Annotated in this window: 17 protein-coding genes and 4 tRNA genes; 5 read left to right on the top strand and 16 right to left on the bottom strand. The window is 67.4% G+C overall.

Annotated elements, in window-relative coordinates:
* Window positions 1-65: 65 nt before the first annotated feature.
* The 16 genes from RDU83_13255 to RDU83_13330 all read right to left on the bottom strand — a co-directional run bounded on the left by RDU83_13255 (window position 66) and on the right by RDU83_13330 (window position 19,086).
* Window positions 66-141 (bottom strand) — tRNA-Thr (locus RDU83_13255).
* Window positions 142-356: 215 nt separating this feature from the next.
* Window positions 357-443, bottom strand: a tRNA-Leu gene (locus RDU83_13260).
* A gap of 52 nt (window positions 444-495) precedes the next feature.
* Window positions 496-570: transfer RNA gene (locus RDU83_13265), tRNA-Cys, on the bottom strand.
* A gap of 29 nt (window positions 571-599) precedes the next feature.
* Window positions 600-674 (bottom strand) — tRNA-Gly (locus tag RDU83_13270).
* 40 nt (window positions 675-714) lie between these two features.
* On the bottom strand, window positions 715-1,773 hold the full coding sequence (locus tag RDU83_13275) for an iron chelate uptake ABC transporter family permease subunit (protein ID MDQ7841970.1): 1,059 nt from the start codon (window positions 1,771-1,773) through the stop codon (window positions 715-717).
* A complete protein-coding gene (locus RDU83_13280) occupies window positions 1,770-2,582 on the bottom strand; it encodes an ABC transporter ATP-binding protein (GenBank protein ID MDQ7841971.1) in 813 nt (270 codons plus the stop codon). Before RDU83_13280 ends, RDU83_13275 begins: the two co-directional genes overlap by 4 nt.
* A 19-nt stretch (window positions 2,583-2,601) precedes the next feature.
* Window positions 2,602-3,318: a type II toxin-antitoxin system prevent-host-death family antitoxin gene (locus RDU83_13285; GenBank protein ID MDQ7841972.1), complete on the bottom strand. Its 717-nt coding sequence runs from the start codon at window positions 3,316-3,318 to the stop codon at window positions 2,602-2,604.
* A gap of 29 nt (window positions 3,319-3,347) precedes the next feature.
* The gene (gene uvrC / locus RDU83_13290) at window positions 3,348-5,252 is read right to left on the bottom strand and encodes an excinuclease ABC subunit UvrC (protein ID MDQ7841973.1); all 1,905 of its coding nucleotides are present in this window, start codon (window positions 5,250-5,252) and stop codon (window positions 3,348-3,350) included.
* An 8-nt stretch (window positions 5,253-5,260) separates the two neighbouring features.
* Window positions 5,261-8,110: an excinuclease ABC subunit UvrA gene (gene uvrA / locus RDU83_13295; protein MDQ7841974.1), complete on the bottom strand. Its 2,850-nt coding sequence runs from the start codon at window positions 8,108-8,110 to the stop codon at window positions 5,261-5,263.
* Window positions 8,100-10,250, bottom strand: coding sequence for an excinuclease ABC subunit UvrB (gene uvrB / locus RDU83_13300; GenBank protein ID MDQ7841975.1), 2,151 nt, complete (start codon window positions 10,248-10,250; stop codon window positions 8,100-8,102). The genes uvrA and uvrB overlap by 11 nt, the downstream gene beginning before the upstream one ends.
* Window positions 10,251-10,334: 84 nt before the next feature.
* The gene (locus RDU83_13305) at window positions 10,335-13,103 is read right to left on the bottom strand and encodes a copper amine oxidase N-terminal domain-containing protein (GenBank protein MDQ7841976.1); all 2,769 of its coding nucleotides are present in this window, start codon (window positions 13,101-13,103) and stop codon (window positions 10,335-10,337) included.
* 89 nt (window positions 13,104-13,192) lie between these two features.
* Window positions 13,193-13,813 (bottom strand): dephospho-CoA kinase, encoded by a 621-nt coding sequence (gene coaE, locus RDU83_13310; protein MDQ7841977.1) that lies wholly within the window; start codon window positions 13,811-13,813, stop codon window positions 13,193-13,195.
* Window positions 13,810-16,461, bottom strand: coding sequence for a DNA polymerase I (gene polA / locus RDU83_13315; GenBank protein ID MDQ7841978.1), 2,652 nt, complete (start codon window positions 16,459-16,461; stop codon window positions 13,810-13,812). The genes coaE and polA overlap by 4 nt, the downstream gene beginning before the upstream one ends.
* Before the next feature lie 24 nt (window positions 16,462-16,485).
* Window positions 16,486-17,193: a hypothetical protein gene (locus RDU83_13320; GenBank protein MDQ7841979.1), complete on the bottom strand. Its 708-nt coding sequence runs from the start codon at window positions 17,191-17,193 to the stop codon at window positions 16,486-16,488.
* Between the two features lie 155 nt (window positions 17,194-17,348).
* A complete protein-coding gene (locus RDU83_13325) occupies window positions 17,349-18,533 on the bottom strand; it encodes a DUF4349 domain-containing protein (GenBank protein ID MDQ7841980.1) in 1,185 nt (394 codons plus the stop codon).
* A gap of 7 nt (window positions 18,534-18,540) precedes the next feature.
* The gene (locus RDU83_13330; protein ID MDQ7841981.1) at window positions 18,541-19,086 is read right to left on the bottom strand and encodes a sigma-70 family RNA polymerase sigma factor; all 546 of its coding nucleotides are present in this window, start codon (window positions 19,084-19,086) and stop codon (window positions 18,541-18,543) included.
* A 375-nt stretch (window positions 19,087-19,461) separates the two neighbouring features.
* Here RDU83_13330 and RDU83_13335 point away from each other — a divergent pair, with 375 nt between their 5' ends.
* The 5 genes from RDU83_13335 to RDU83_13355 all read left to right on the top strand — a co-directional run bounded on the left by RDU83_13335 (window position 19,462) and on the right by RDU83_13355 (window position 22,947).
* The gene (locus tag RDU83_13335) at window positions 19,462-20,115 is read left to right on the top strand and encodes a Crp/Fnr family transcriptional regulator (GenBank protein MDQ7841982.1); all 654 of its coding nucleotides are present in this window, start codon (window positions 19,462-19,464) and stop codon (window positions 20,113-20,115) included.
* A gap of 629 nt (window positions 20,116-20,744) precedes the next feature.
* Window positions 20,745-20,960 (top strand): CsbD family protein, encoded by a 216-nt coding sequence (locus RDU83_13340; protein MDQ7841983.1) that lies wholly within the window; start codon window positions 20,745-20,747, stop codon window positions 20,958-20,960.
* A 170-nt stretch (window positions 20,961-21,130) separates the two neighbouring features.
* Window positions 21,131-21,781 (top strand): rhomboid family intramembrane serine protease, encoded by a 651-nt coding sequence (locus RDU83_13345; GenBank protein ID MDQ7841984.1) that lies wholly within the window; start codon window positions 21,131-21,133, stop codon window positions 21,779-21,781.
* A 291-nt stretch (window positions 21,782-22,072) separates the two neighbouring features.
* A complete protein-coding gene (locus RDU83_13350; protein ID MDQ7841985.1) occupies window positions 22,073-22,270 on the top strand; it encodes a hypothetical protein in 198 nt (65 codons plus the stop codon).
* A 113-nt stretch (window positions 22,271-22,383) separates the two neighbouring features.
* Window positions 22,384-22,947 (top strand): YSC84-related protein, encoded by a 564-nt coding sequence (locus tag RDU83_13355; GenBank protein ID MDQ7841986.1) that lies wholly within the window; start codon window positions 22,384-22,386, stop codon window positions 22,945-22,947.
* Window positions 22,948-23,156 lie beyond the last annotated feature (209 nt).

A 23,156-nucleotide genomic window follows, 5' to 3' on the forward strand; every position in this document is an offset into this window, starting at 1 on the left:
CTGCTTGGCCATCGTCGGTGGCTCCTCTCAAGTGCCCGGCCGCCAGTCAGGCGACCGGTTGCTGATGGAGCCCACGACCGGATTCGAACCGGTGACCTTGTCCTTACCAAGGACACGCTCTGCCGCCTGAGCTACGTGGGCTCGTCCTCGCGTATTATAGCAAAGGCAAAACGACCGTCAACGCGCGCAGGACACACCATCCGGCCGTCGAATCCTAATCTTGGAGGGCTTCCGATGGATCCGATCTTCTGGCTACTGACCGGCTTGATCCTCTTCTTCCTCTTCTTCCGTCCCCCGGGATAGCGCCCGCCGAACCCGGAAGGCGCACGGCGGCTGAATCCTAGCGCGTGCTGAACTGGTGGGCGGGGAGGGAGTTGAACCCCCATGGGCGCTCAGCCCGGAGGAGTTTAAGTCCTCTGCGTCTACCGTTCCGCCACCCGCCCAATCCGAGAAGGCCCGATCCCGAAGGCGTTGGATCCTGGGAGCACGTTGAAGTGGAGGCGGCGGCCGGATTCGAACCGGCGTATGGGGGTTTTGCAGACCCCTGCCTTGCCTCTTGGCTACGCCGCCTCAGATGGCAGAAACAAACCGATCTCTCCTGGAGCGGGAGATGGGATTTGAACCCACGACCTTCTCCTTGGCAAGGAGACGCTCTACCCCTGAGCTACTCCCGCTCGCCGTCCAACGCACCCCGATTATAGCCACGCCCGGCAGCTAAGTCCAGAACCGGCGGCGCTCGCGCAGCAGTACGAGCAGGAAGAACGGCGCGCCCATCGCCGCGGTCAGGATGCCGACCGGCAACTCCGTTGCCGTCACCGCGGAGCGGGCGGCCACGTCCGCCAGGACGAGGAGCACCGCGCCTCCCAGAGCGGAGGCGGGTACCAGCCGCCGGTGGTCGGGACCCACCATCAGGCGCATCAGGTGAGGCACGACCAGGCCCACGAATCCGATAAGTCCGGCGGCAGCCACCGCGGAAGCGGCCATCATCGCCCCGGCGGCGACGAGCAGCCGCCTGGTTCGGGGAACGTCCACGCCCATGGCGCGGGCCGCCTCGTCGCCCAGCAGCAGGGCGTTGAGATCTCGCCCGTACAGCCAGGCGATCCCCAGCCCCACGGCGACCGGGGGAGCCGCCATCGCCAGGTGCGGCCAACCGCGGCCCGAGAACCCGCCCATCAGCCAGAACACGACGCGCTGCAGGCTTTCGCCGCCGGCCAGTTGGAGCCACGAAATGACCGCCGCCAGGAACGCGCTCACCGCTATGCCTGCCAGCAGCAGCTCTTCTACCGGCGCGTCACCTCCGCGCCGCGCCAGCGAGTACACCAGCGTTGTCGCGCCCACCGCGCCGGCGAACGCCAGCAGCGGCGTGGCTGCGATGCCGAGAACACTCCCGGCCAGGCCCGTCGTGAGCGCCAGCGTAGCGCCGAAGGCCGCCCCGGCCGAAACGCCGATGATGTAGGGGTCCGCCAGCGGATTGCGCAGGAGCCCCTGGAAAACCGTACCGGCTCCTGCCAGCGCGGCGCCGACGGTCACCGCCAGCAGCGCGCGGGGAAGCCGCAGATCCAGCACAATGGAGGCGGTGGCATCCGTCCAGGTGGATGCGAGCGGCACGCCCAGTCGCTCGAGCAGCACGGCTACGACGGTCCGCAGCGGGATGCGTGCGGGGCCGGTGGCAATCGCCAGGCACACCGCAGTTACCAGCATGAGGCCCAGGGCCGCTTCCAGAGCCGGACGCGTCCTCGGCAGGGATCTGGGAAGATGCGGCCGTACCGTCATTGCGGCCACGCGGGCTGGTCGGCGGCCGATAGGGAGCGCCCGGTCAGCGCCAGGAAGACGGCCTCGAGTGTTGTCGCGCCACCGCCGGTCCGCTCGTCCGCCGGAAGGCGGGCCTTGAGCGCGTCGGGCCGGTCGAGCGCAACCAGGCATCCCCGGTCCAGGATGGCAACGGTTCCGCAGAGGCGATCGGCTTCGTCCAAGTTGTGGGTCGCGATCAAAACCGTGCACCCGCCGTCACGGGCCAGCGCCGCCAGAAGCGTGCGGACCTCTGCGGCGGCTTGGGGGTCCAGGCCCGCGGTCGGTTCATCCAGAATCAGCAGCGCGGGGTCGTGCACCAGCGCGCGCGCAAGCGCCAGGCGCTGGCGCATGCCGCTGCTGTACCGCTCCACCAGGTCGTCAGCGCGCTCGGTCAACCCCACCATGCGGAGCAGTTCGTCCGCGCGGCCTGCTGCGACCCGAAACGGCAGGTCGTGCAGCGCTCCGGCGTAGAGCAGGTTCTCGCGCCCGCTCAGGCGCCAGTAGACCGACCGCTCGCCTCCCAACACGGCGCCGATCCGGCGGCGCACCGCCTCGGGATCACGCCTGATATCGCGTCCCATTACCGCGATGCGGCCGCGGGAGGGCAGGAGCAGGGTGCTTACCAGGCGCAGCAGCGTGGTCTTCCCTGCGCCGTTGGGGCCGAGCAGTCCGAAGATGCCTCCGGCGGCCACCGTGAGATTGATGCCGTCCAGCGCCACGATGTCGCGCCCGGGCTCCCCGCCTCGGGAGGGGAAGCGGCGCGTCACCCGTTCCATCACTACCGCGGGCATCAAGGGCATCCCTGGATCCTCACCGCGCGCGGCCGGCCCCCTGCGGGCGCGGCGGTCTCGGGAGCGCGCCTTCGGCATCCAGCAGGCGCCGCTTGAGAACGACACCTCCGGTCAGCGAGTACCCTCCCAGGCCTCCGTCGCTGCGCACCACGCGGTGGCATGGGATGAGCAACGGCACGGGGTTGCGGGCACAGGCGGTGCCCACGGCCCGCGCCGCACCGGGCTGCCCCACGGCGCGCGCGATCTCGCCGTAGGTCCGGACCTCTCCGGCGGGAATCCGGCGCAGAGCCGCCAGAACCTCCTGCTCGAACGGTCCGGCGCGGGAGAGATCCACCGGTCCGCCGAACGCCCTGCGTAGCCGCACCGCGCCCCTGACCGCCTCTGTCAGCCATCGGGGCCGGGCAGCGCGCCGCACCGACGTGCCGAGGTAGCGGGCGGCGTCAATCTCGAACGCCTCGGGCGAGCCGGCGATCCTGGCAAAAGCAGGGCCAAGGGATCCAAACGCCACATAGAACGTTCCGAAGGGCAGCACGTACGCGGCATAGGCGTATCCGCCTGACGGCGCGCGCTTGGCGGTCGCCCGGCAGACGAGGCCTGCCAGATCGCCTCCGATCAGGCCCATCAGCGAGGCCACGGGCCGGCCGTGGCGCGTGATGATCACCGGCTCCCCTGCCTGCGCCGTGCGCAGCATCTCGTTTGTGCGGTTCTTCAGTTCTGCCGTGGACACGAGCCTCATCCTGCACCTCCACATAGCGCAAACTATGGCTATATGGTACTGTCTACCGCGGCGATGTCAAGGGTCCCAGGCGCGGTCCCGGCCAGGTGGACCGCCGCGCGCGCGGCCAGCTTAGCACCCAGTACCTCGGACAGTGCCTCCACCGAGGCGGCCCGCACGCCGCGCACGGACCCGAACCGGCGGATCAGGTCGCGCTTGCGCCGCTCACCGATCCCCGGGATCTCGTCCAGAACCGAGAACACGATCCGCCGCTCCCGGAGCCGCCGCCCGGCCGCGTTGGCGAACCGGTGGGCCTCGTCGCGCAGGTGTCGGACCAGGTTCAGCGCCTGCGACTCCGCGGGGAGACGCAGCGGCTCGGGCCGGCCGGTCAGGTACATCTCCTCCCGTTCCTTGGCCAGCCCCACCACCGGCACCGCCACGTTGTGCTCGAAGAGCACCTCGAGCGCGGCGTTGAGCTGTCCCCTTCCGCCGTCCACCAGGATCAGGTCGGGCAGAACCGACCACCGCGGGCGCACCGGCTCGCCGCAGTCGAGCTGCTCCTGCTCGGCCCGAGCCCGGGCGAAGCGGCGCCGGATCACCTCCTGCAGCATCGCGTAGTCATCGCCTTCGCCCGAGGCGCGCATCCGAAACTGCCGGTAGTCCACCTTGCGCGGCCGGCCCCCCTCGAACACCACGAGCGCGCCGATCGCCTCGCCGCCCTGGAAGTGGCTGATGTCGTACCCCTCGATGCGGAACGGCGCGGCCTCCAACCTGAGCACCTCCCCCAGCTCGGATGCGCCAACGCCGGACGGCCCCACCTCGCGGGCGCGCGCCTGCTGCAGGCAGAGCGCGGCGTTCTCACGGGCCAGCTCCACCAACCGGCGGCGATCGCCCCTCCGGGGCACCTCTACCTCCACGCGACTGCCCCGCCGGGCACTAAGCCACGCTTCAAGCGCGGCGCGACCTTCGGGCTCAACGTCCACGAGCAGTTCCCTGGGCAGCACCTGCAGGTCGCTGTACCGTCGCGCCAAGACCTGCGCCAGGATCTCCCCGGGCTCCATGCCCCGCGTGCCGGAGAGCAGCACGTGTTCTTGGTCCTGGATCCGGCCGGCACGGATCGTGATGATCTCAACGCAGGCCAGGTCGCCGGACTGGACCACGGCGGCGATGTCGCGGTCCTCGATCCCCGGCGTGGTGATGCGCTGCCGCTCGCCGATCGCCTCCATCGCCTGGATCTGATCGCGCAGCTGGGCCGCCCGCTCGTACTCCATCGCCGCGGCGGCATCCGCCATCTGCGCGCGCAGATCCTCCAGGAGGTCTTCCCGCCGCCCCTCCAGGAAGAGGGCGGCCTGCCGGATCTGCTCCTGGTATGCCTCAGGCGACGCGCCCCAGGCGACGCAGGGCGCGCTGCACAGCCCCATGGCGTGATCGAGGCACGGCCGGGGAAGGGAGCGGTTGATCTCGATCGGACAGGTCCGCAACTGGAAAAGCCGGCGGAGCGAACGGATCGTCCGGCCTATCAGCTTGGGCTCGTGGTAGGGATACGGACCGAAGTACCGGCCGCGGTCGCGTGTCACCCTGCGGGTCATGATGATCCTGGGATAGGTTTCTCCGGTCAATTTGATGTACGGATACGCCTTGTCATCGGCCATGCGGAGGTTGAACGGCGGCTGGTGCTGCTTGATGAGGTTGGTCTCGAGGATGAGGGCCTCGACCTCATTGGCCGTGACGATCGTGTCCACGGCGGCGATCTTGGGGACCAGCAGGCGGAGCCGGGGATTGGACTGGGCGGAGGGCTTCTGGGTGTACTGGCGGACACGGGCGCGCAGCGACGCGGCCTTCCCCACGTACAGCACGCGGCCGGAGGCGTCCTTGAACAGGTAAACACCGGGACGCCGGGGCAGGAGCCCCACCGTCGCCGGCAGTGAGCCGGCAGGCAGCGCGTCGGCGGGCATAGTCGGTCCTACCGCCTGGCTCGGGAACGCGCCGGCACCGGCCTGTTCCCGAGCACGCGTCGCATGAACCGCCCGGTGTGCGAGGCGGCCACGCGCGAGACCGCCTCGGGCGGGCCCTCGGCGACGACCTCGCCGCCACCCTCGCCGCCCTCAGGACCCAGGTCAATGATCCAGTCGGCGGTCTTGATGACGTCGAGGTTGTGCTCGATGACCACCACGGTGTTTCCGACGTCCACCAGCCTGTGCAGCACGCCCAGCATCCGCTCCACGTCGGCAAAGTGCAGCCCGACGGTTGGCTCGTCGAGAATGTAGAGGGTCTGTCCGGTATCGCGCCGGGACAGCTCGGTGGCCAGCTTCACGCGCTGGGCCTCGCCTCCCGACAGCGTTGTCGCCGGCTGGCCAAGTTTGATGTAGCCGAGGCCCACGTCCTCCAGTGTCTGCAGCTTGCGGCGAATGCGCGGGATCGCTTCGAAGAAGACCAGGGCCTCGCTCACCGTGAGATCCAGCACGCCGCTGACCGTCCTGCCCCGGTAGGTGACCTCGAGGGTCTCCCGGTTGTAGCGCGACCCCTTGCAGACCTCGCACGGCACGTACACGTCGGGAAGGAAGTGCATCTCGATCCGGACGATCCCGTCGCCCTCACACCCCTCGCACCTGCCGCCGCGCACGTTGAACGAGAACCGGCCCGGCCCGTAGCCGCGGACCCGGGCCTCGGTCGTCTGCGCGAAGAGGTCGCGGATCAGGTCGAACGTCTTGGTGTAGGTTGCCGGGTTGCTGCGCGGCGTCCGTCCGATCGGTGACTGGTCTATCTCGATCACCTTGTCCACGTGCTCCAGCCCTTCGATGCGATCGTGCGCTCCGGGCCGGACGCGCGTGCCGTACAGGTGGCTGCTCAGCGCCCGGTACAGGATTTCGTCTATCAGCGTGGACTTGCCCGAACCCGAAACGCCGGTCACCGCCACGAACATCCCCAGCGGAACGCGGACGTCAACGCCCTTGAGGTTGTGCTGGCGCGCCCCCCGGATCACCAGGGCGTGGCCGGCCCCGGCCCGCCGCCGCTTTGGGATCGCGATGCTCCGCCGACCGGAAAGGTACTGTCCCGTCACCGAGTCGGGGTGCTTGGCCACGACCGCCGGCGGACCCGCCACCACGACGCGCCCGCCCTCGGCGCCGGCGCCAGGACCGATGTCCACCACCCAGTCGGCGGTGCGGATTGTCTCCTCATCGTGCTCGACAACAAGGATCGTATTCCCCAGGTCGCGGAGGCCCTGTAGGGTGTCCAGCAACCGGCGGTTGTCGCGCTGGTGCAGTCCGACGCTGGGCTCATCCAGGACGTAGAGCACCCCCATCAGGCCGCTGCCGATCTGCGTCGCCAGACGGATGCGCTGGGCCTCGCCGCCGGAAAGAGTGGTGGCCGTGCGATCCAGCGTCAGGTAGCCGAGTCCAACGTTGACCAGGAAGCCCAGGCGGGATCGGATCTCCTTCAAGATCTGGTGGGCTATCAGACGCTCGCGCTCCGAGAGGGACAACCCCGCGAAGAACTCCGCCGTCGCGCGTACGTCGAGGGCCGTGGTCTCGGCGATGGTGCGTCCGCCCACGCGCACGCTCAATGACTCGGGCTTCAGCCGGGTCCCTCGGCACGCGGGGCACGGCAGACTGGTCATGTACCGCTCGATTTCCTCGCGCACGTACTCGGAGTCGGTTTCCTTGTAGCGGCGCTCGAGTTGCCGGAGCACGCCCTCGAACCGCGTCTCGTAGGCGCGCAGCGCACCCCACTTGTTGTGGTAGCGCACGCGCAGCGGCTCGTCCGACCCGTGCAGCAGCACCTCCACGAACGCCTTGGGAAGGCGGCGCACCGGCGTCTTCATGTCCACCTTGAAGTGCGCGGCCAGCGAGATGAGCAGCTCCTGGTAGTAGTCACTGGTGGACGCCGCCCACGGCACCACGGCGCCGTCGAGCAGGCTCTTGCCGCGGTCGAGGACGAGGACCTCGTCCAGTTCCTGCCGGTAGCCCAATCCGGTGCAGGTGGCACAGGCGCCGTAAGGGCTGTTGAACGAGAAGACGCGCGGCTCGATCTCGGGCAGGCTAATCCCGCACTCGGGGCAGGCGAACTGCTGGCTGAAGAGCATCAAGCCGTCGCGCTGCACGTCCACGTACGCGATGCCCTGCCCGAGTTTCAGCGCCGTCTCGACCGAGTCCGCCAGCCGCGCGCGCACGTCGGGGTGGACGACCAGCCGGTCCACTACCACCTCGATGCTGTGCTTCCGGTTCTTGTCGAGCGGTATCTCTTCGGAGAGGTCGTAGGTCAACCCGTCGGCACGAACCCTCGCGAACCCCTGCCGCCGGAGATCGTCAAAGAGCTGACGGTACTCGCCCTTGCGGCCCCGGACGATCGGGCCCAGCACCTGCACCCGTGTGCCCTCGTCCAGCGCCAGGACCCGGTCCACGATCTGCTCGCGGGTCTGCCGGCTGATCAAGCGACCGCACTGCGGGCAGTGGGGTTGCCCGACGCGGGCGTACAGCAGCCGCAGGTAGTCGTAGATTTCGGTCACGGTGCCGACGGTCGAGCGTGGGTTGCGCGGGGCGCCCTTCTGGTCTATCGAAACCGCCGGCGACAGGCCTTCAATCCCGTCCACGTCGGGCTTCTCCATCAGGCCGAGGAACTGCCGCGCGTAGGCCGAAAGCGACTCGACGTACTTGCGCTGCCCCTCCGCGTAGATCGTGTCGAAGGCGAGCGACGACTTCCCCGAGCCGGAGATGCCGGTGAGTACCACCAGCCGGTCGCGTGGGATCTCGACGGTGACGTTCTTTAGGTTGTGCTCGCGGGCTCCGCGAACGACGATCCGGTCAATCGGCATGACGGCGTGCAGCCCTCCGTGCGGCCGGCGGCCTCGTCCCGCCGCGACCCCGGCCCCGCGCCCCGCCGCGCCCGGCAGGGGCGAAAAACGGCTCTCCAAGCCCCTTGCGCAGTTCGGAGATCTGGTCGCGCAGCGCCGCGGCCTTCTCGAACTGAAGTTCGGCCGCCGCGCGGCGCATCGCGCGCTCCAGCGCCTCCACGGTCTGCTCCAACTCGGCAGGCGAGAGCATCAGCAGCCGGGCCACGTCCCACGGTACCTTCGCCCGCTGCGTCTCGGCCAGCCGTATCAACTCCTCCGCGGTCAGGAGTTCGCTCGATGGCCGGTAGGTCTCGATCTCCTCGGCTACCTGCTGCAGGTCAATCATGTCGCGGATCGGCTTGGACACCGACGCCGGGGTGATCCCGTGCTCGGCGTTGTACCGAACCTGGACCTCGCGGCGGCGGTTGGTCTCGGCTATCGCCCGGCGCATTGAGTCGGTAACATCGTCGGCGTATAGAAGCACGCGCCCGTCGATGTGCCGCGCCGCCCGGCCCATGGTCTGTATCAGCGCGGTCTCGGATCGCAGGAAGCCTTCCCGGTCGGCGTCGAGGATCGCCACCAGCGAGACCTCGGGTAGGTCGAGCCCTTCCCTCAATAGATTTATGCCGACCAGAACGTCGTAGGCGCCGAGCCGCAGATCCTTCAGGATCTGCACGCGCTGGAGCGTGTCCACCTCAGAGTGCAGGTAGTGCACCTTGAATCCCAACTCCGCCAGGTATGCGCTCAGGTCCTCGGCCATGCGCTTCGTCAGCGTGGTCGCCAGAGTGCGATCGCCGCGCGCGACCTGGGTCTTGATCTCCCCGATCAGGTCGTCCACCTGCCCCTGCGCCGGGCGCACCTCGACGCGGGGATCCACCAGGCCGGTGGGCCGGACGACCTGCTCCACGACGCGCTGGCTCACTTCCATCTCGTATGGCCCGGGCGTGGCGGAGACGAACACCGCCTGGGGGATGAGCGCGTCGAACTCCTCCCAGGCAAGAGGCCGGTTGTCGCACGCCGACGGCAGGCGGAACCCGAACTCCACGAGGTTCCTCTTGCGCGAGCGGTCGCCCTCGAGCATCCCCCGCACCTGGGGCAGGGTCACGTGGCTCTCGTCCGCGAACAACAGAAGGTCGCGCGGGAAGTAGTCGATCAGGCAGCCCGGCCGCTCGCCCGGCGCGCGGCCGTCGAGGTGCCGCGAGTAGTTCTCGATCCCTGGGCAGGTGCCCGCCTCCCGCAGCAGCTCCATGTCGTAGCGTGTCCGGAACTCCAGGCGCTGGGCTTCCAGCAGCTTGCCCTTGGAGCGAAACCAGTCCAGCCGCTCCCCAAGCTCGGTCTCGATCAAAGCCAGCGCGCGCTCCAGGCGTTCCTCGGTGGTCACCCAGTGCCGGGCCGGCCACAGCGCGACCGCGTCCTTGTGCTCGAAGATCTCACCGGTCAGCGGGTCCAGATCGACGATCCGCTCGACCTCGTCGCCGTAGAGATCAATCCGCACGGCGCGGTCCTCGTACGCGGGGAAGACCTCAATGACGTCGCCCCGCACCCTGAACCTGCCGCGGGCGAAGTCAACGTCGTTGCGCTCGTATTGGATCTCCACCAAGCGGCGGACGATCTCGTCGCGCGACCGACGCTCGCCCTTCCGAACAAGGAGCATGACCTCCTTGTAGTCCTCGGGCCTGCCCAGGCCGTAGATGCACGAGACCGACGCGACCACGATCACGTCGCGCCGCTCCATCAGCGCCTTCGTCGAGGCATGGCGCAGCCGATCTATCTCCTCGTTGATGGACGCGTCCTTTGCGACGTAGAGATCGGTCTGCGGGACATAGGCTTCCGGCTGGTAGTAATCGTAGTACGAGACGAAGTATCGCACGGCGTTGTGGGGGAAGAAGTCGCGGAACTCACCGTAGAGCTGCGCGGCCAGCGTCTTGTTGTGGGCCAGTACCAGCGCCGGCCGGTTGATCTGCTCGATGACGCGGCCCATGCTGTAGGTCTTGCCGGACCCCGTCACGCCGAGCAGCGTCTGATACCGATGCCCGGCCCGAAGGCTCTCGCTGAGGGCAGCGATCGCCTGTGGCTGGTCGCCGCAGGGCGACATGTCGGTGACCATCTGGAAAGCGGGCATACAAATAGTATACCAAGGGGGGCGGGACTCGTTCCACGGTCCCTGTGACGCTGCAGCCGGATGCTGCGGCCGGAGGGAAGCGGCCTAGCCGCCCGGTCCTTCCACCTGCCGGCCTTCCGGCCAGACGATGACCAGCCGGGCCGGCTCGGACCTGACGCCCGCGGAGCTTACGGCCACGGCGGTGATGGTCACCCGGTCGCCGGGCCGCGGCGGTGGGGTCAGCCGGATGAGAACCTCCCAAGCGCCGGAGCTGGTTGGGGTTGTGCTGATCGGCCCAACCACCTCCGTGCGGCCGTCCACCCTGCCGCGTCCGTACTCCACGGTAACATGGACCCGCTCGGCCCCGGCCGCGGTCCCCCTGACCAGCAGGGGTGAAACAACGGCCTCTCCCGGCCGTGGCGCGACTATAACCGGCGGCGCGGATACGGCCGGCGGCGAAGGGCTCGGCGGAGAGACCACCGGCGGCGTAGGTCCAGGCGTAAGCGTGTGCGTGGGGCGCGGCGTAGGTCCAGGCGTGAGCGTGGGTGTGGGCCGCGGCGTGGGCGGCGGAGGGGGCGGCGTCCTGGGCAGCTCGACTGCGAACGTCCAGCTCGTGGTGGACTCGTTGCGGGCAAAGTCGGCAATCCGCGCCTGCACCCGGTTCTGCCCGATGGGAAGCGGCTCGGCAGGCGTGTACTGGGCGCCGGTCTCGGTGATCGCCACCCGGCGTACCTCGCGACCGTTCACCCACAGCCGCAGGCTGCCCTGGTCTATGCCGGCCGGGCCACGGTCGGCCAGCCCCAGGACTATCATCGGCTGACGCTCAGCCACCACGGCACCAGGTTCGGGTATGCGCCTTGTGAACTCTGGAGGCAGGCCGTCAACCGTTACAGGGTCTCCGGCCCGCGAGGTCTCGCTCCCTGCCAGTCTAAGGTAAGCGGTAACGGCCGCCTGCAGCGCGGCCTCGCCGGCCCGCACCGTGTAGCGGCCGGTGTAGATCCCTGACGGACCTTCGGCCATGGACACATCGCGCTCGAGGCGGCCGACGTCAAACCGTGCGGTCCCCCCGGGTGTGCCCCGCAGGGTCACGACGAGCGTGGCCCCCACGCCCAGCGGACCGCGGTCGCTAACGGACACCCCGTCAATTCTCGGCGGGGGTGCGGGTCCAGGCGTGAGCGTGGGCGTGGGCCGCGGCGTGGGCGGCGGAGGGGGCGGCGTCCTGGTCAGCTCGACGGTGAACGTCCAGCTCGTGGTGGACTCGTTGCGGGCATAATCGGCAATCCGCGCCTGCACCTGATTCCGGCCGAAGGGAAGCGGCTCGGCAGGCGTGTACTGGGCGCTGGTCTCGGTGATCTCCACGCGGTGTACCTCGCGGCCGTTTACCCACAGCCGCAGGCTGCCCTGGTCTATGCCGGCCGGGCCGCGATCGGCCAGCCCCAAGATTATCATTGGCTGACGCTCAGCCACCACGGCACCGGGCTCGGGTATGCGACGTGTGAACTCTGGGGGCAGGCCGTCAACCGCTACCGGGTTTCCGGCCCGCGAGGTCTCGCTCCCTGCCAGTCTAAGGTGAGCGGTAACAGCCGCCTGCAGCGCGGCCTCGCCGGCCCGCACCGTGTAGCGGCCGGTGTATATCCCCGACGGACCTTCAGCCATGGACACACCGCGCTCCAGGCGGCCGACGTCAAACCATGCGGTCCCCCCGGGCGTGCCCCGCAGGGTCACGATGAGCGTGGCCCCCACGCCCAGCGGACCGCGGTCGCTAACGGACACCCCGTCAATTCTCGGCGGGGATGGGTAGACCGGTGGGAGGCGCGGAGGAGGAACCGGGTAGACCGGAGGGATGTATGGCGACGGGGTCGGCGTGCGGGCGCGGATCTCCCACACATCACCTGTCTGCGGGTTGATCCTGAGGTATACCTCCATCCCCTGGCGCAGCAGGTCCCGGGCCGTCTCGCGGCCGTCCAGGAAGAACGTGGCTTCGTCGGCGACCCTGAGGGTCTGCCCGTCGGTCAGCACCAGCACTCGTTGCCCCAGGCCCTCCAGGCGGCCGGAGAGTCCACGGTGGGATGCCCGCACCGACACCGCCAGCCCTGTCGGATCCGCGGTCACGCGAACAAGGTCACCGCGCCGTATCTGATCCAGCGATGTCGCGCCGCCGCGGCCGGTGGACACCTCGGTGAGAAAGACGCCGGTGGCCGCGGTCACCGCGAACCTCCAGAGGAGCCCGTCTGCGCTTACGTACAGGCGTGCCGGCACCGTGTGCAGGTCCACCTGTGCCACCGTGCCGTCCACCACGGTCAGCGCCGGCTGCGGCGTGGGAGGTATGATCGGCAACGGCCTGATCGGCTCCGGGGTTCCTGCCGGAGGCGGCGCGGGCACCCAGGGAGGGACCGGCGCAGGCCGGGGCGCAGGGGCCGGAGGCAGTGCGGCGGGACGCTGCGATGTCACGTAGACGACGCGTCCCACCGAATCCCAATTCACGCCCGCCCCGAGCGCCTCGCCCACGAATCGCAGGGGCACAAGCGTGCGGCCTCCGAGGACCACAGGCGGCACATCGAGCATAACCTGGCGTCCATCCACCAGGGCATAACGGTTCCCCAGCTGCAGCACCACGACCGTCGCGCCGTGGCGCGCCACCACGCGGCCGGGGTCCGGATGCCATTCGACCTGAGCACCCAACCGCTCGAATACCCCGCGCAGGGGAATCAACAGCCGGCCGGCAATCACAGCCGGCGGCCGGTCGAAGGCGACGACCTGGCCGTCCACAACAACCCTGACCGCCTGTGCCCCAACCGCCTGCGCGGCGACCGGGCGCGGCAGCACGGCCCCTACCATCATGACAAGCACGATTGCCATCATGCGCAGGGCCACTGTGTCTCCTCCGAAGCTGAGTCTAAACCTTAATACGGAGGTTGCGCCTTAGAGGTTCGCTCGGGCCACGAGCCCGCGCGCCAGGCGTGCTAGGCGTGCTGGGCGTGCCGAGCCTGCCAGGCCTGCCAGAGTGCCTCGACCTGCCGGCGGGTGGCCTCCGGGGAGCCGTTGTTGTCCACGACCCAGGTGGCCAGGGGAACCTTTTCCCCAAGCGGCCGCTGCGAGCGCAGTCGCTGCCGGGCGGCTTCCTCGGTGATGCCGTCGCGGGCCGCGAGGCGGGCGATCTGCGTGGCCTCGTCCACCTTGACAACGACCGTGCCGTCCAGCGCGAAGGCCTCGGCCGGCGCCACATCCAGCAGCAGTGGAATGTCCACCACGATCGTGGCCCCAGGACGCGCAGATCGCACGGCCTCAATCTCCTCCTCGATGCGACGGCGGATGTGCGGATGCGTGATCGTGTTCAGCCGCGCGCGGGCATCCGGATCGCTGAAGACCAGCGCCGCCAGCGCCTTGCGGTCGAGGGTGCCGTCGGCGGCCAGCGCGCGCGGGCCAAAGGCCCCGGCGATCTCGCGGAGGGCATCGGTGCCCGGTGCGACCACCTCCCGGGCGATCGCATCCGCGTCAATAACGTGCGCGCCCATCTCGCGGAGAAGCCCGGCCACCAGGCTCTTGCCGCTGGCGATCCCGCCGGTGAGCCCGATGATCCTCACGACGTTACCGGCTGCATCTCGGCCCAGTTCGGGCCTGCCTTGGCCTCGGCAACCAGCGGCACCGACAGCGGGAACGCCGCCTCCATCACGGCCCGGACCTGTTCCGCGACCGGCACCGAGACGGCCTCGGGCACCTCAAACAGCAGCTCGTCGTGAATCTGCAGGGTCATGCGCGCGCCGGGGAACGCCGGCAACACCTGCCTGACGATCCCCAGCATCGCCAGCTTGATGATGTCGGCGCTGGATCCTTGGATCGGCGTGTTGATCGCCACCCGCTCCGCGGCCTCGCGCACCGCGCGGTTGCGGCTCTGCAGGTCGGGCAGGTAGCGGCGGCGGTTCAGCACCGTCGTAACGAAACCGTCCCGGCGCGCCTCCTCCACAATGCGCAGCATGTACTCCCGCACCTTGGGGAACCGAGCGTAGTAGAGACCAATGAAGCTGCGCGCCTCCTCGCGGGGGATGCCGAGCTGGCCGGCCAGGCCGTGCTCGCTCATGCCGTAGGCGACGCCGAACACGATCGCCTTGGCGCGACGCCGCAGCTCGGGGGTCACCGCGCCGCTCGCGACACCGAAAACCTCGGCCGCCGTGACGGCGTGGATGTCTTCGCCCCGCGCAAAGGCATCCACCAGACCCGGATCGCGGGTGATGTGCGCCAGCACCCGCAGATCAATCTGCGAGTAGTCTGCGCTGAGGAGCAGCGACCCGGGCGGCGCGATGATCGCGCGGCGGATCCTGCGGCCCTCTTCGGTGCGGATCGGCAGGTTCTGCAGATTGGGCTGCTCGGTGATCACGCGGCCCGTGGCGGCCAGCGTCTGGTTGAACGTGGTGTGCACCCGTCCGGTCCTGGGGTCGGCCAGGCGGGGCAGAACGTCCACGTATGTGGACTTCAGCTTGCTCAGCTCGCGGTGCGTCACGATCTTGGCCACAACCTCGTGCCGTGGCGCCAGACTCTCCAGCACCTCGGCGTCGGTGGAGTAACCGGTCTTGGTCCGTTTCAGCGGCGGCAACTGCAACTTCTCGAATAGCACGAACGCAAGTTGCTTGGGGGAGCCAAGGTTGAACTCGGTGCCCGCCTGGGCGTAGATCTCGGCGGTCAGCGCGTTCAGCCGCGAAGACAGCTCCTCGCCGAGCGCGGCCAGGTACGGGAGGTCCGTGGCAACGCCATCCCTCTCCATTGCCGCCAGCACCCCGGCCAGGGGGATTTCGACGTCGCTGAACAGCCCCTCCACGCCCCGATCGCGCATGCGCTCTTCAAGCACGGGCCGCAGCCGCAGCAGGGCGGCAGCCGCCTCAGCGGCCGAAGCACCTGCACTGGGATCGAGAACTAGGTCGGAGACGGTGTCGAGATCAGGCTCCGGCAGGTCCTCTCCAAGATACTCGCGCGCGGCCGTGGCCAGCGTGTGCGTGCGCCTGCCCGGGTTGATCAGATACGACGCGATTCCAACGTCGAAGTCGAATCCGGCCGGCGTTATGCCCTCCTGTCCGAGGGCGAGCAGGTCGGCCTTCAGGTCGGCGCTCACCTTGCGGATCGCTGGATCTTCCAGCACAGCACGGATGGGTGAGGGAATTCCTCCGTCGAGCGGCAGCCAGGCCGTGCGGTCTGGGGCTGCCATACCAACCGCCCGGAGCCGGGCGGCCAGCGGGTGACCGCTCTCCCGCAGGAACGCCACGCCGATCTCTTCGGCGGCGCGCGCCCACGCCGCGATCCCATCGGGTGTCGCGACCTGCATTTCGGCGCGGGCAGAGGAGGCGGGCTCCAGCGCGGGCTCTTCGACCGCAGCACGGGGGCGCAGCCGCTGGAGGAATCCCCGAAACTCAAGGTCCACAAACAGGGCTTCCAGGCGGTCGCCGTCCGGTTCGCTACGGCGGAGCGCCTCCAGATCAACCTCAACGGGCGCGTCGGTTACGATCGTCGCCAGTTGCTTGCTCAGCACCACCTGGTCTCTTGCGGCCTCCAGGGCCGCGCGGATCCTGGGCGGCGCCTCGCCCAGCCGGTCGAGCAGCGCCTCCACGCTGCCGAACTGCCGGATCAGCGCGCTCGCGGTCTTCTCGCCTATGCCGGGCACGCCCGGGATGTTGTCACTGGGATCGCCCCGCAGGCTCTTGTAGTCCGGAAGCTGTTGAGGATCGAACCCGAACCGCTCCCGCACCCTCTGCTCATCGTAGACGACCGCTTCGGTGACTCCCCGGCCGGTGACCATAACACGGGTGCTGTCGTCCACAAGCTGCAGGGTGTCGAGGTCTCCGCTTACGACCAGCACCTCCATACCCTCGGCTTCGGCGCGCCGTGCGATCGTGGCAATAACGTCCTCGGCCTCGAAGCCCTCGGCTTCGACGACCGGGATCCGCAGCACCTCGAGTACCTGCTTGCTCAGACCGATCTGCGGCCGCAGGTCGTCGGGCATCGCCTCCCGGTGGGCTTTGTACTCGGCGTACTGCTCGTGTCGGAAGGTCGGACCCGGTCGGTCGAATGCAGCGGCGATGTAGTCGGGGCGTTCCTCTTCGAGGACCTTCAAGACCATGGCCGTAAGGCCGTAGACCGCGTTGGTCGGCCGCCCGTCCCGGGTCTTCAGGTAGGGCAGCGCGAAGAAGGCCCGGTAGATAAGGCCGTTGCTGTCAAGGAGTACGAGCTTGCCGGGCGGAGGCATCACAGCACGTAGTATAGCAGGCGGCTACGGGCATCGCTGAGAAGTCGGGAATGCGGCGGCGAACTCCGGGCCGTGGTGGAAGAAGTACTCGGCTTCGTGGAAGGTGCGGGCCATCTGGTGGGCCAGGCGGCCGCGCCAATGGTCAATGACCTCCACGAAGCCGGCACGCAGGGCGGCGTCCCCGTACTGGTAGGCGACAACCCAGTAGAAGGCCCGGGGCGGTTCCATCTCCACCCGGAGGTCGGGCACGCCGTTGTCGTCCACGTCCACCAGCAGGATGAACAGCCGCGTCTTGACCCGATCCAGCGGCGTGTGACCTGTCAGAACCAGCGAGGCCCTGCCCCGGCCCGTCCAGTCCATCTCCAGCGTGTCTACCTGCTCGCGGCCTCCGGCGGGGCCTGCGGCTTCCTGGCTGCGGCGCCCGACCACAGCGTGCCACTGCGCCGCCGCCCCGACGCCTACCAGGTCCGCCTGCCCCTCGCAAATCCCGTCGCCGTCAGTGTCGAAGCGGAGGTGGTCATCCGCCTGCTGCACCAGGCGGGCGGCCCGCAGGCGTTCCGGTAGGAAGGGCGCGTACTCGAAGGCGGCCGGGGAGACGGTAAGGCGCTGGATTTCCGCGGGGGTAAGTGTCGTCCACCGGAGGTCGCCGTGGGCCCACGCGGCCGGTGCAAGGCCGATGAGGGCCAGCAGGAGAGCAATGAAAGCGAATGCGCGGTCAGGAGCGGTCTTCATCCGGCACGACCGCCGCCCAGCGCGGAAGCAGTGACCAGACCACCGGACGCTGCATGGGCGGATCCCCCTTGTGACCGAGGAGGCCGTACAGCGCCGGATGTTCTACGCGATCTTACAACCCTCCTCCTAAACCGTGAGGGCGACCGCGAGTACCCTCAGGGAATCCTATCCGCCCGGCGAGAACCGCGGCGCAGCAACCACCACGCCAGCGCAACGAGCAGGGCAACCGGCAGCAGCGCGGCCCCAAGCGCCGCCAGCGATTCGACGGCGCCCAGCATCTGTCGGACCGTGTTCAAGAATGCCGCCTTGACGCGCTCCAGCGTCCGATTGATATCCCAGAACCCACCCGTGCCTTTCTTCGGCTTCTGGCTCACCTCGGCCTGCACCGTGGCCAGGTCCACCTTGTTCGAGAGGAACCGCAGCCGGCCGGTCAGCCGCTCGATCTCGCCGCGTACCCTTGCCACCTCGCCCTCGATGGCCAGCAGGTCGGGGATCTTGGTGGCGCGGTCCATAAACGCCAGCAGCCGTGCCTCCTGGCGCGTCAGGTTGCGCACGCGGGCTTCCAGGTCAATGAACTCCTCGGTTACGTCCTGGCCGCTGATCTGCCGGCGCTGCACGGTGCCCAGCTTCTCGACCTGCGCCACGACCTCGCTGAAGCGGGCTGCCGGCACGCGCAGTACGAACGTGCCGCGGGGCACGCCGTCTTCCTCCGAGAACGAGGAGTCGGCCACGAACCCGCCTGCGCCTTCCGCGATGGCGAACAGGCGGCTGGCAGCCGTGTCGTACCGCTCGACCTCGATCGCCATCTGACCGGTCCGGATCACCCGGCGCAGGAAAGCCGCTTCACCGGGCGCCGCACCCGGAGGAACCGCCTGCGCCGCGGTGCGCGCGCCCTCGCCGACCTTCGAGACGTCCAGCGTGAGCGCCGGCATCTCGACCCGCTCGATGACGCCGTAAGGCACGGCATCTCGCAGCAGGTTGACCGCGAAGATCCCCACCATGACCACAGCCGCGGCCGCGGCCGCGGTCCGCCAGGACCATCGGACTACAGGCCCGGACCCGCTGCGCCACGACAGTGCCGCGCGCAGGCGCGCCCACGGTGAGTACCGCGTTGTCTGGGCGAGCCGCTCGATCCGGCGCCGCACCTCGGCGGCAAATCCCTCAGGTGCCTGCATCGGTTCCACCTCCTGGAGTAGGGTAACGGTCGTGCGCAGTTGCGCCAGTTCCTCGCGGCAGGAGGAGCAGCCTTCTAGGTGCGCCTCCACCTGTACAACCTCATGGTCCGGCAGCGCGCCGTCCAAGAACGCCGAGAGCCGGTTGCGTGCTTCCTCGTGGGTCATCGGTCCCTCACCCTTCGGTGCTGACAAGGTCCGTCAACTGCGCGCGCATGGCCTCACGGCCCCGGGCCAGGCGCGACCGCACCGTGCCCAACGGAACTTGAAGGATGCGCGCTATCTCGTCGTAGGCCAACCCCTGCAGGTCGCGCAGCACGACGGCGGTGCGATACTCCACCGTCAGGTAGCCCAGCGCTGCGTGCACGCGCCGGGTGACCTCCCGCCGGTTCGCCGCGGCTTCTGGATCGTCGCTCGCCCGGTAGTCGGCGCTCAGTTCCACCGGCGGAGATGCCGGCCGCCTGCGCACGAGGTCGAGCGCTGCGTTCGTCGCGATGCGGTAGAGCCAGGTCGAGAACGCGGCGTCCTCGCGGAAGCGCGGCAGGGCCTGGTAGACGCGCACGAAGGCATCCTGCGCGGCATCGGAGGCATCCTCGCGGTTCCCCGTTATCCGGTAGGCCAGATTGTAGATCCGGTCCTGGTGGAGGCGAACCAGCAGATCGAACGCTTCGATCTCGCCGGCGCGGGAGCGGTTGATCAGGTCACGTTCATCAGGGGTCACTCAGGTCTCCTCGCCTGCATCCTATCAACCTTTAGACGGGACCGCGAGGAAAAGGTTCCCGCCGCCGGACCTGCGCAGGAAGCGCGCATCGTAATCCTGCAATTCGAAGGAGGAGGAGGATTCCCGCTTCACCGAGATGCGTATCTCTGGGTATCGAGTCGCTTGTCCACACTACACGCTGCTTTCCCGAAACAACTTCCGTACTTGAGCCGGTGTGAGCAATTTTGAGCAGACGGTTACTCCCTGCCATGTTACTTCTCGCTTGGATGAGGTGATCGCGACGGGAGTTGCGAGGTCTGCCTTGGGCGAAGGGGCCGGAGCGGTGGGGTATGATCAGGCCCTGGCACATATCAAAGCCACATTGAGGTCCATCATATGAGAAGCAGGAAGCCCTTGCGGTTCGGTCTTCAGGCCTTCCTCGAGAGCCGCGGGGATGGACAGCGCATTATGGCGCTCCAAAAGCAGCAAGCTCTCTTCGCGCAAGGGGATTCTGCTGATGCCGTCTTCTACATTCGCAAGGGCAAGATCACGCTCACAGTGCTGTCCAAACAGCGGAAAAAGGCGGTCATCGCAACGTTGGGGCCGGGCGACTTCTTTGGCGAAGGCTGCCTCGCGGGTCAGCGCCGTCGTATGGCGACCGCGACGGCGACGACCGATGGTTCCGTCGTGAGGCTTAAGAAGCGCACAATGATCCGATTGTTACATGACGAACCTACGCTCCTGGAGCTGTTCATGTCTTACGTGCTTTCCCACAATGTTCGCGTTGAAGAGAGTCTCGTGGATCAGCTTTTCGGTTCGAGCGAGCAACGACTGGCGCGGACGCTTCTACTGCTGGCTCACGCCGGCAAGGATCGAGACGCCGAGAGCGTGGTTCCCAGGATCCGTCAAGAGACTCTGGCGAAAATGATCGGCGCGACGCGGGCACGCGTGAGTTTCATTATGAACAGGTTCAAGAAGTTGGGCCTCATAGAGTACAACGGCGGCTTGCGAGTTCACAGCGAACTTCGCAATGTCGTCCTGCACGACTAAGTCCCCGGATCTCCTGAGCGTGAAGCAGCCCTTCCGGGCGGAACACTGCGTCCCCTAACAACTCGCGCGTGGGGGCCAGTGTGAGCAATTTTGAGCAGACGACACCTCTTTGGTCATGTTACTTTTGGTGGTGCGAACTGCATAGCGTCCTGACGAGCGGTTCCAGCAGCGGAATTGCGGGACCAAAGTCAAGGACTGAAAAAGGAGGAAGCCGATGTACATCAGTCTGGGCACCGTGGTCCTGATTGCCCTGGTCTGGCTGATCTTCTTCCGATAGGCTACACCTCTCGTGGCGTCGCTGTGCCCGCGCCGCCCGGGCCCACACCCTGGGCGGCAGATGAGCGCTGCTGGGTTCTAGCGCGGAGGGGATTATTCACCCACAGTGGCAGACGGTGGCGCGTTGACCGTCTGCGCTCCGCAGCGGTCGCACTTGGTCAATTCAAGTGCGAGCTACCCGGGCAGATGGACGCGTGACACGTCTGGAGTAGTCAACCCTGACAGCACGCCGCTTCCCTGCAGCTATTCCCGCCTTTGCGCCCGCGTGAGCAATCTTGAACAGACGCCCTGTCCATACCGTGTCACCGTCATTCTAGAAGGGTGGCGACCAAAACGCCGGGAAGGGGTGCAGCATGAACAAGGACGTCCTCGAGGGCAAGTGGAAGCAGCTCCATGGCCTCGCAAAGGTCAAATGGGGCAAGTTGACCGATGACGATCTCGATCAGACCAAAGGCAATTACGAGATACTGGTCGGCAAGATCCAGGAGAAGTATGGCACAACGCGTGAGGAAATCGAACGAGAGCTCCAGGCCGCGCACTCGCATGAGCCTGCGCAGAAGCCGCGCTAGGCCAGCGAGGCACGGAATGCGCCCCGGGGATTCTAGTGACAAGGATCCCCGGTTTCGTTTCTTGAACGGGCAGCCCACGGCGGTGACGATCCGAAGCGTAGACGAGACTAGACTCGTCATGCCGAGCATATGCCACAGCTCAAGTAAACTGAACAAGAAAGGAGAGCATCATGCTCCCGATCGGCGACGATAATACCTCTCGCAGAACTGTTCCGGTGGTCACCTATGCCCTGGTGGCTCTGAACCTGCTCTTCTTCCTGGTCGAGCTGAGCGGCGGTGAACCGTTCATCGTGCGTTGGGCATTCGTCCCCCGCCGCTTCCTTGCCAACCCGGTAGGGGATGTCCTGACACTCTTCACTTCCATGTTCATGCACGCCGGGTGGGCTCACTTCTTGGGCAACATGCTCTATTTGTGGATCTTCGGTGACAATGTGGAAGACCGCTTCGGGCATGTCAAGTTCATGATCTTCTACTTGCTGTGTGGTATCGCGGCGACCCTCGCGCAGATGGCCTTCAACGCAGGATCCAACGTACCGAATCTAGGAGCTTCAGGGGCGATTGCCGGTGTGCTGGGTGCTTACATCCTGTTGTTCCCGCGAGGGCAGGTCAGAGTGCTGCTGGGCAGGAACGTGGTCCCGATGCCAGCGCTGGTCGTGATTGGCTTCTGGATCGTGCTGCAGTTTACAAGTGGCATCGGCTCCATTGCTGCCACCGCAGACAAGGGCGGGGTAGCGTACATGGCGCACATCGGAGGGTTCATCGCTGGGTTCGTGTTGACTTTCTTGTTCCGAGGAAATACGGGGGCGCAGGTAACAGGCTAGAGAAGCTATCACGACTGCGCCGCCTCTCCTGTTGCGGTGCGAGCTTGCGACGACCCTCCGATTCGGAGTTGCTCTGATCGAATCTTGACTTAAGAGAGGCCCGCTGATCTCATTCTCCGGCCTTTCGCGCACACGCATCTCGCTCACACTGTTGCGCACCCACTAATTCCTCTGTTTGATCACGTGTGAGCAATCTTGAACAGACGCCCCGTCCATGCCGTGTTGCCGTCACTCCAGAAGGGTCGCGTGATCCTTCGGGAGTTCAATATCTCGAGGAGAGGAGGAAAGACCATGAAAAAGACTGCGGTCATCGTCCTTAGCATTATGATGCTTTCGGCGGCGTTCGTGGGTGTCGCATCGGCTCAGCCGTCTCCGAATACGGCCACCCTCACCCCCTTCAGCGCAGAGATGAACTTCATGTCCCGGGCCGGCTACACCCGGTACCTGAACCACCTGCAGACCGGCCAGTGGACGCCCTTCACGCCCTAACCACTAGGGCGGATAGGTGCACCAGGGCACAGGCGAGGCTGCGCGGGCTCCGTCCGGCAGCCTCGCCGAGGCCAACGGAAGCTAGAGAGCGATCGTGAAGGAGGGAAACAGTGATGCGAGGACAGAGATTCAGCAGGAGCATTGTTTGGGTGGTCTGTCTCTTTCTGTTGGGTAGCTTGATGCTGCCGGATGTGTCTCAGGCCAGAACGGGGCAGGAGATCAACGCCAGCGTGAATGCGGCGCTCGACCGGTTCACGAAGCAGGTGAAGGGAGCCAGCGGGCTCCTCCAGACCGCCAAGGGCGTCCTCGTGTTTCCAGGGGTCATCAAGGCCGGTATCGGGGTCGGCGGAGAGTACGGCGAGGGTGCGCTGCGCATCGGCGGCAGGACCGTCGCGTTCTACAGCATCGCGGCGGCATCGATCGGGTTGCAGCTCGGGGCCCAGAAGAAGGACATCGTCGTGGTGTTCCTGCAGGATGCGCCTCTCAGGAAGTTCCGGGCCAGCGATGGCTGGAAGGTGGGCGTGGATGGTTCGGTTGTGCTGGTTGATGTGGGGGCCGGTACCTCTCTAGACACCGATAAGCTCAATCAGCCGATCGTGGGATTCATTGTGGGCCAGAAGGGCCTGATGTACAACCTCACACTTGAGGGGTCGAAGATCTCGAAGCTCAAGAAGTAGCTCGTGACGGGCGGGTACCGGTGTCCAGGTGCCCGCCGTGATGCACCAAGAAAGGGGGAGCATGCATGCAAGCCGCTCGAGGGCTCGTGATCTCTATCCTGGTGGTTGGAAGTCTAGTCATCGGCCTCGCAGCCCCTGCCCTAGCTGACATCGGAGACATCTCCGTGGGCGGGGTCTGGGTGTGCCGCGTCGCGCGCGGTGCGGGAGGG

Source organism: bacterium, from assembly GCA_031082185.1.
Taxonomy (GTDB): domain Bacteria; phylum Sysuimicrobiota; class Sysuimicrobiia; order Sysuimicrobiales; family Humicultoraceae; genus VGFA01.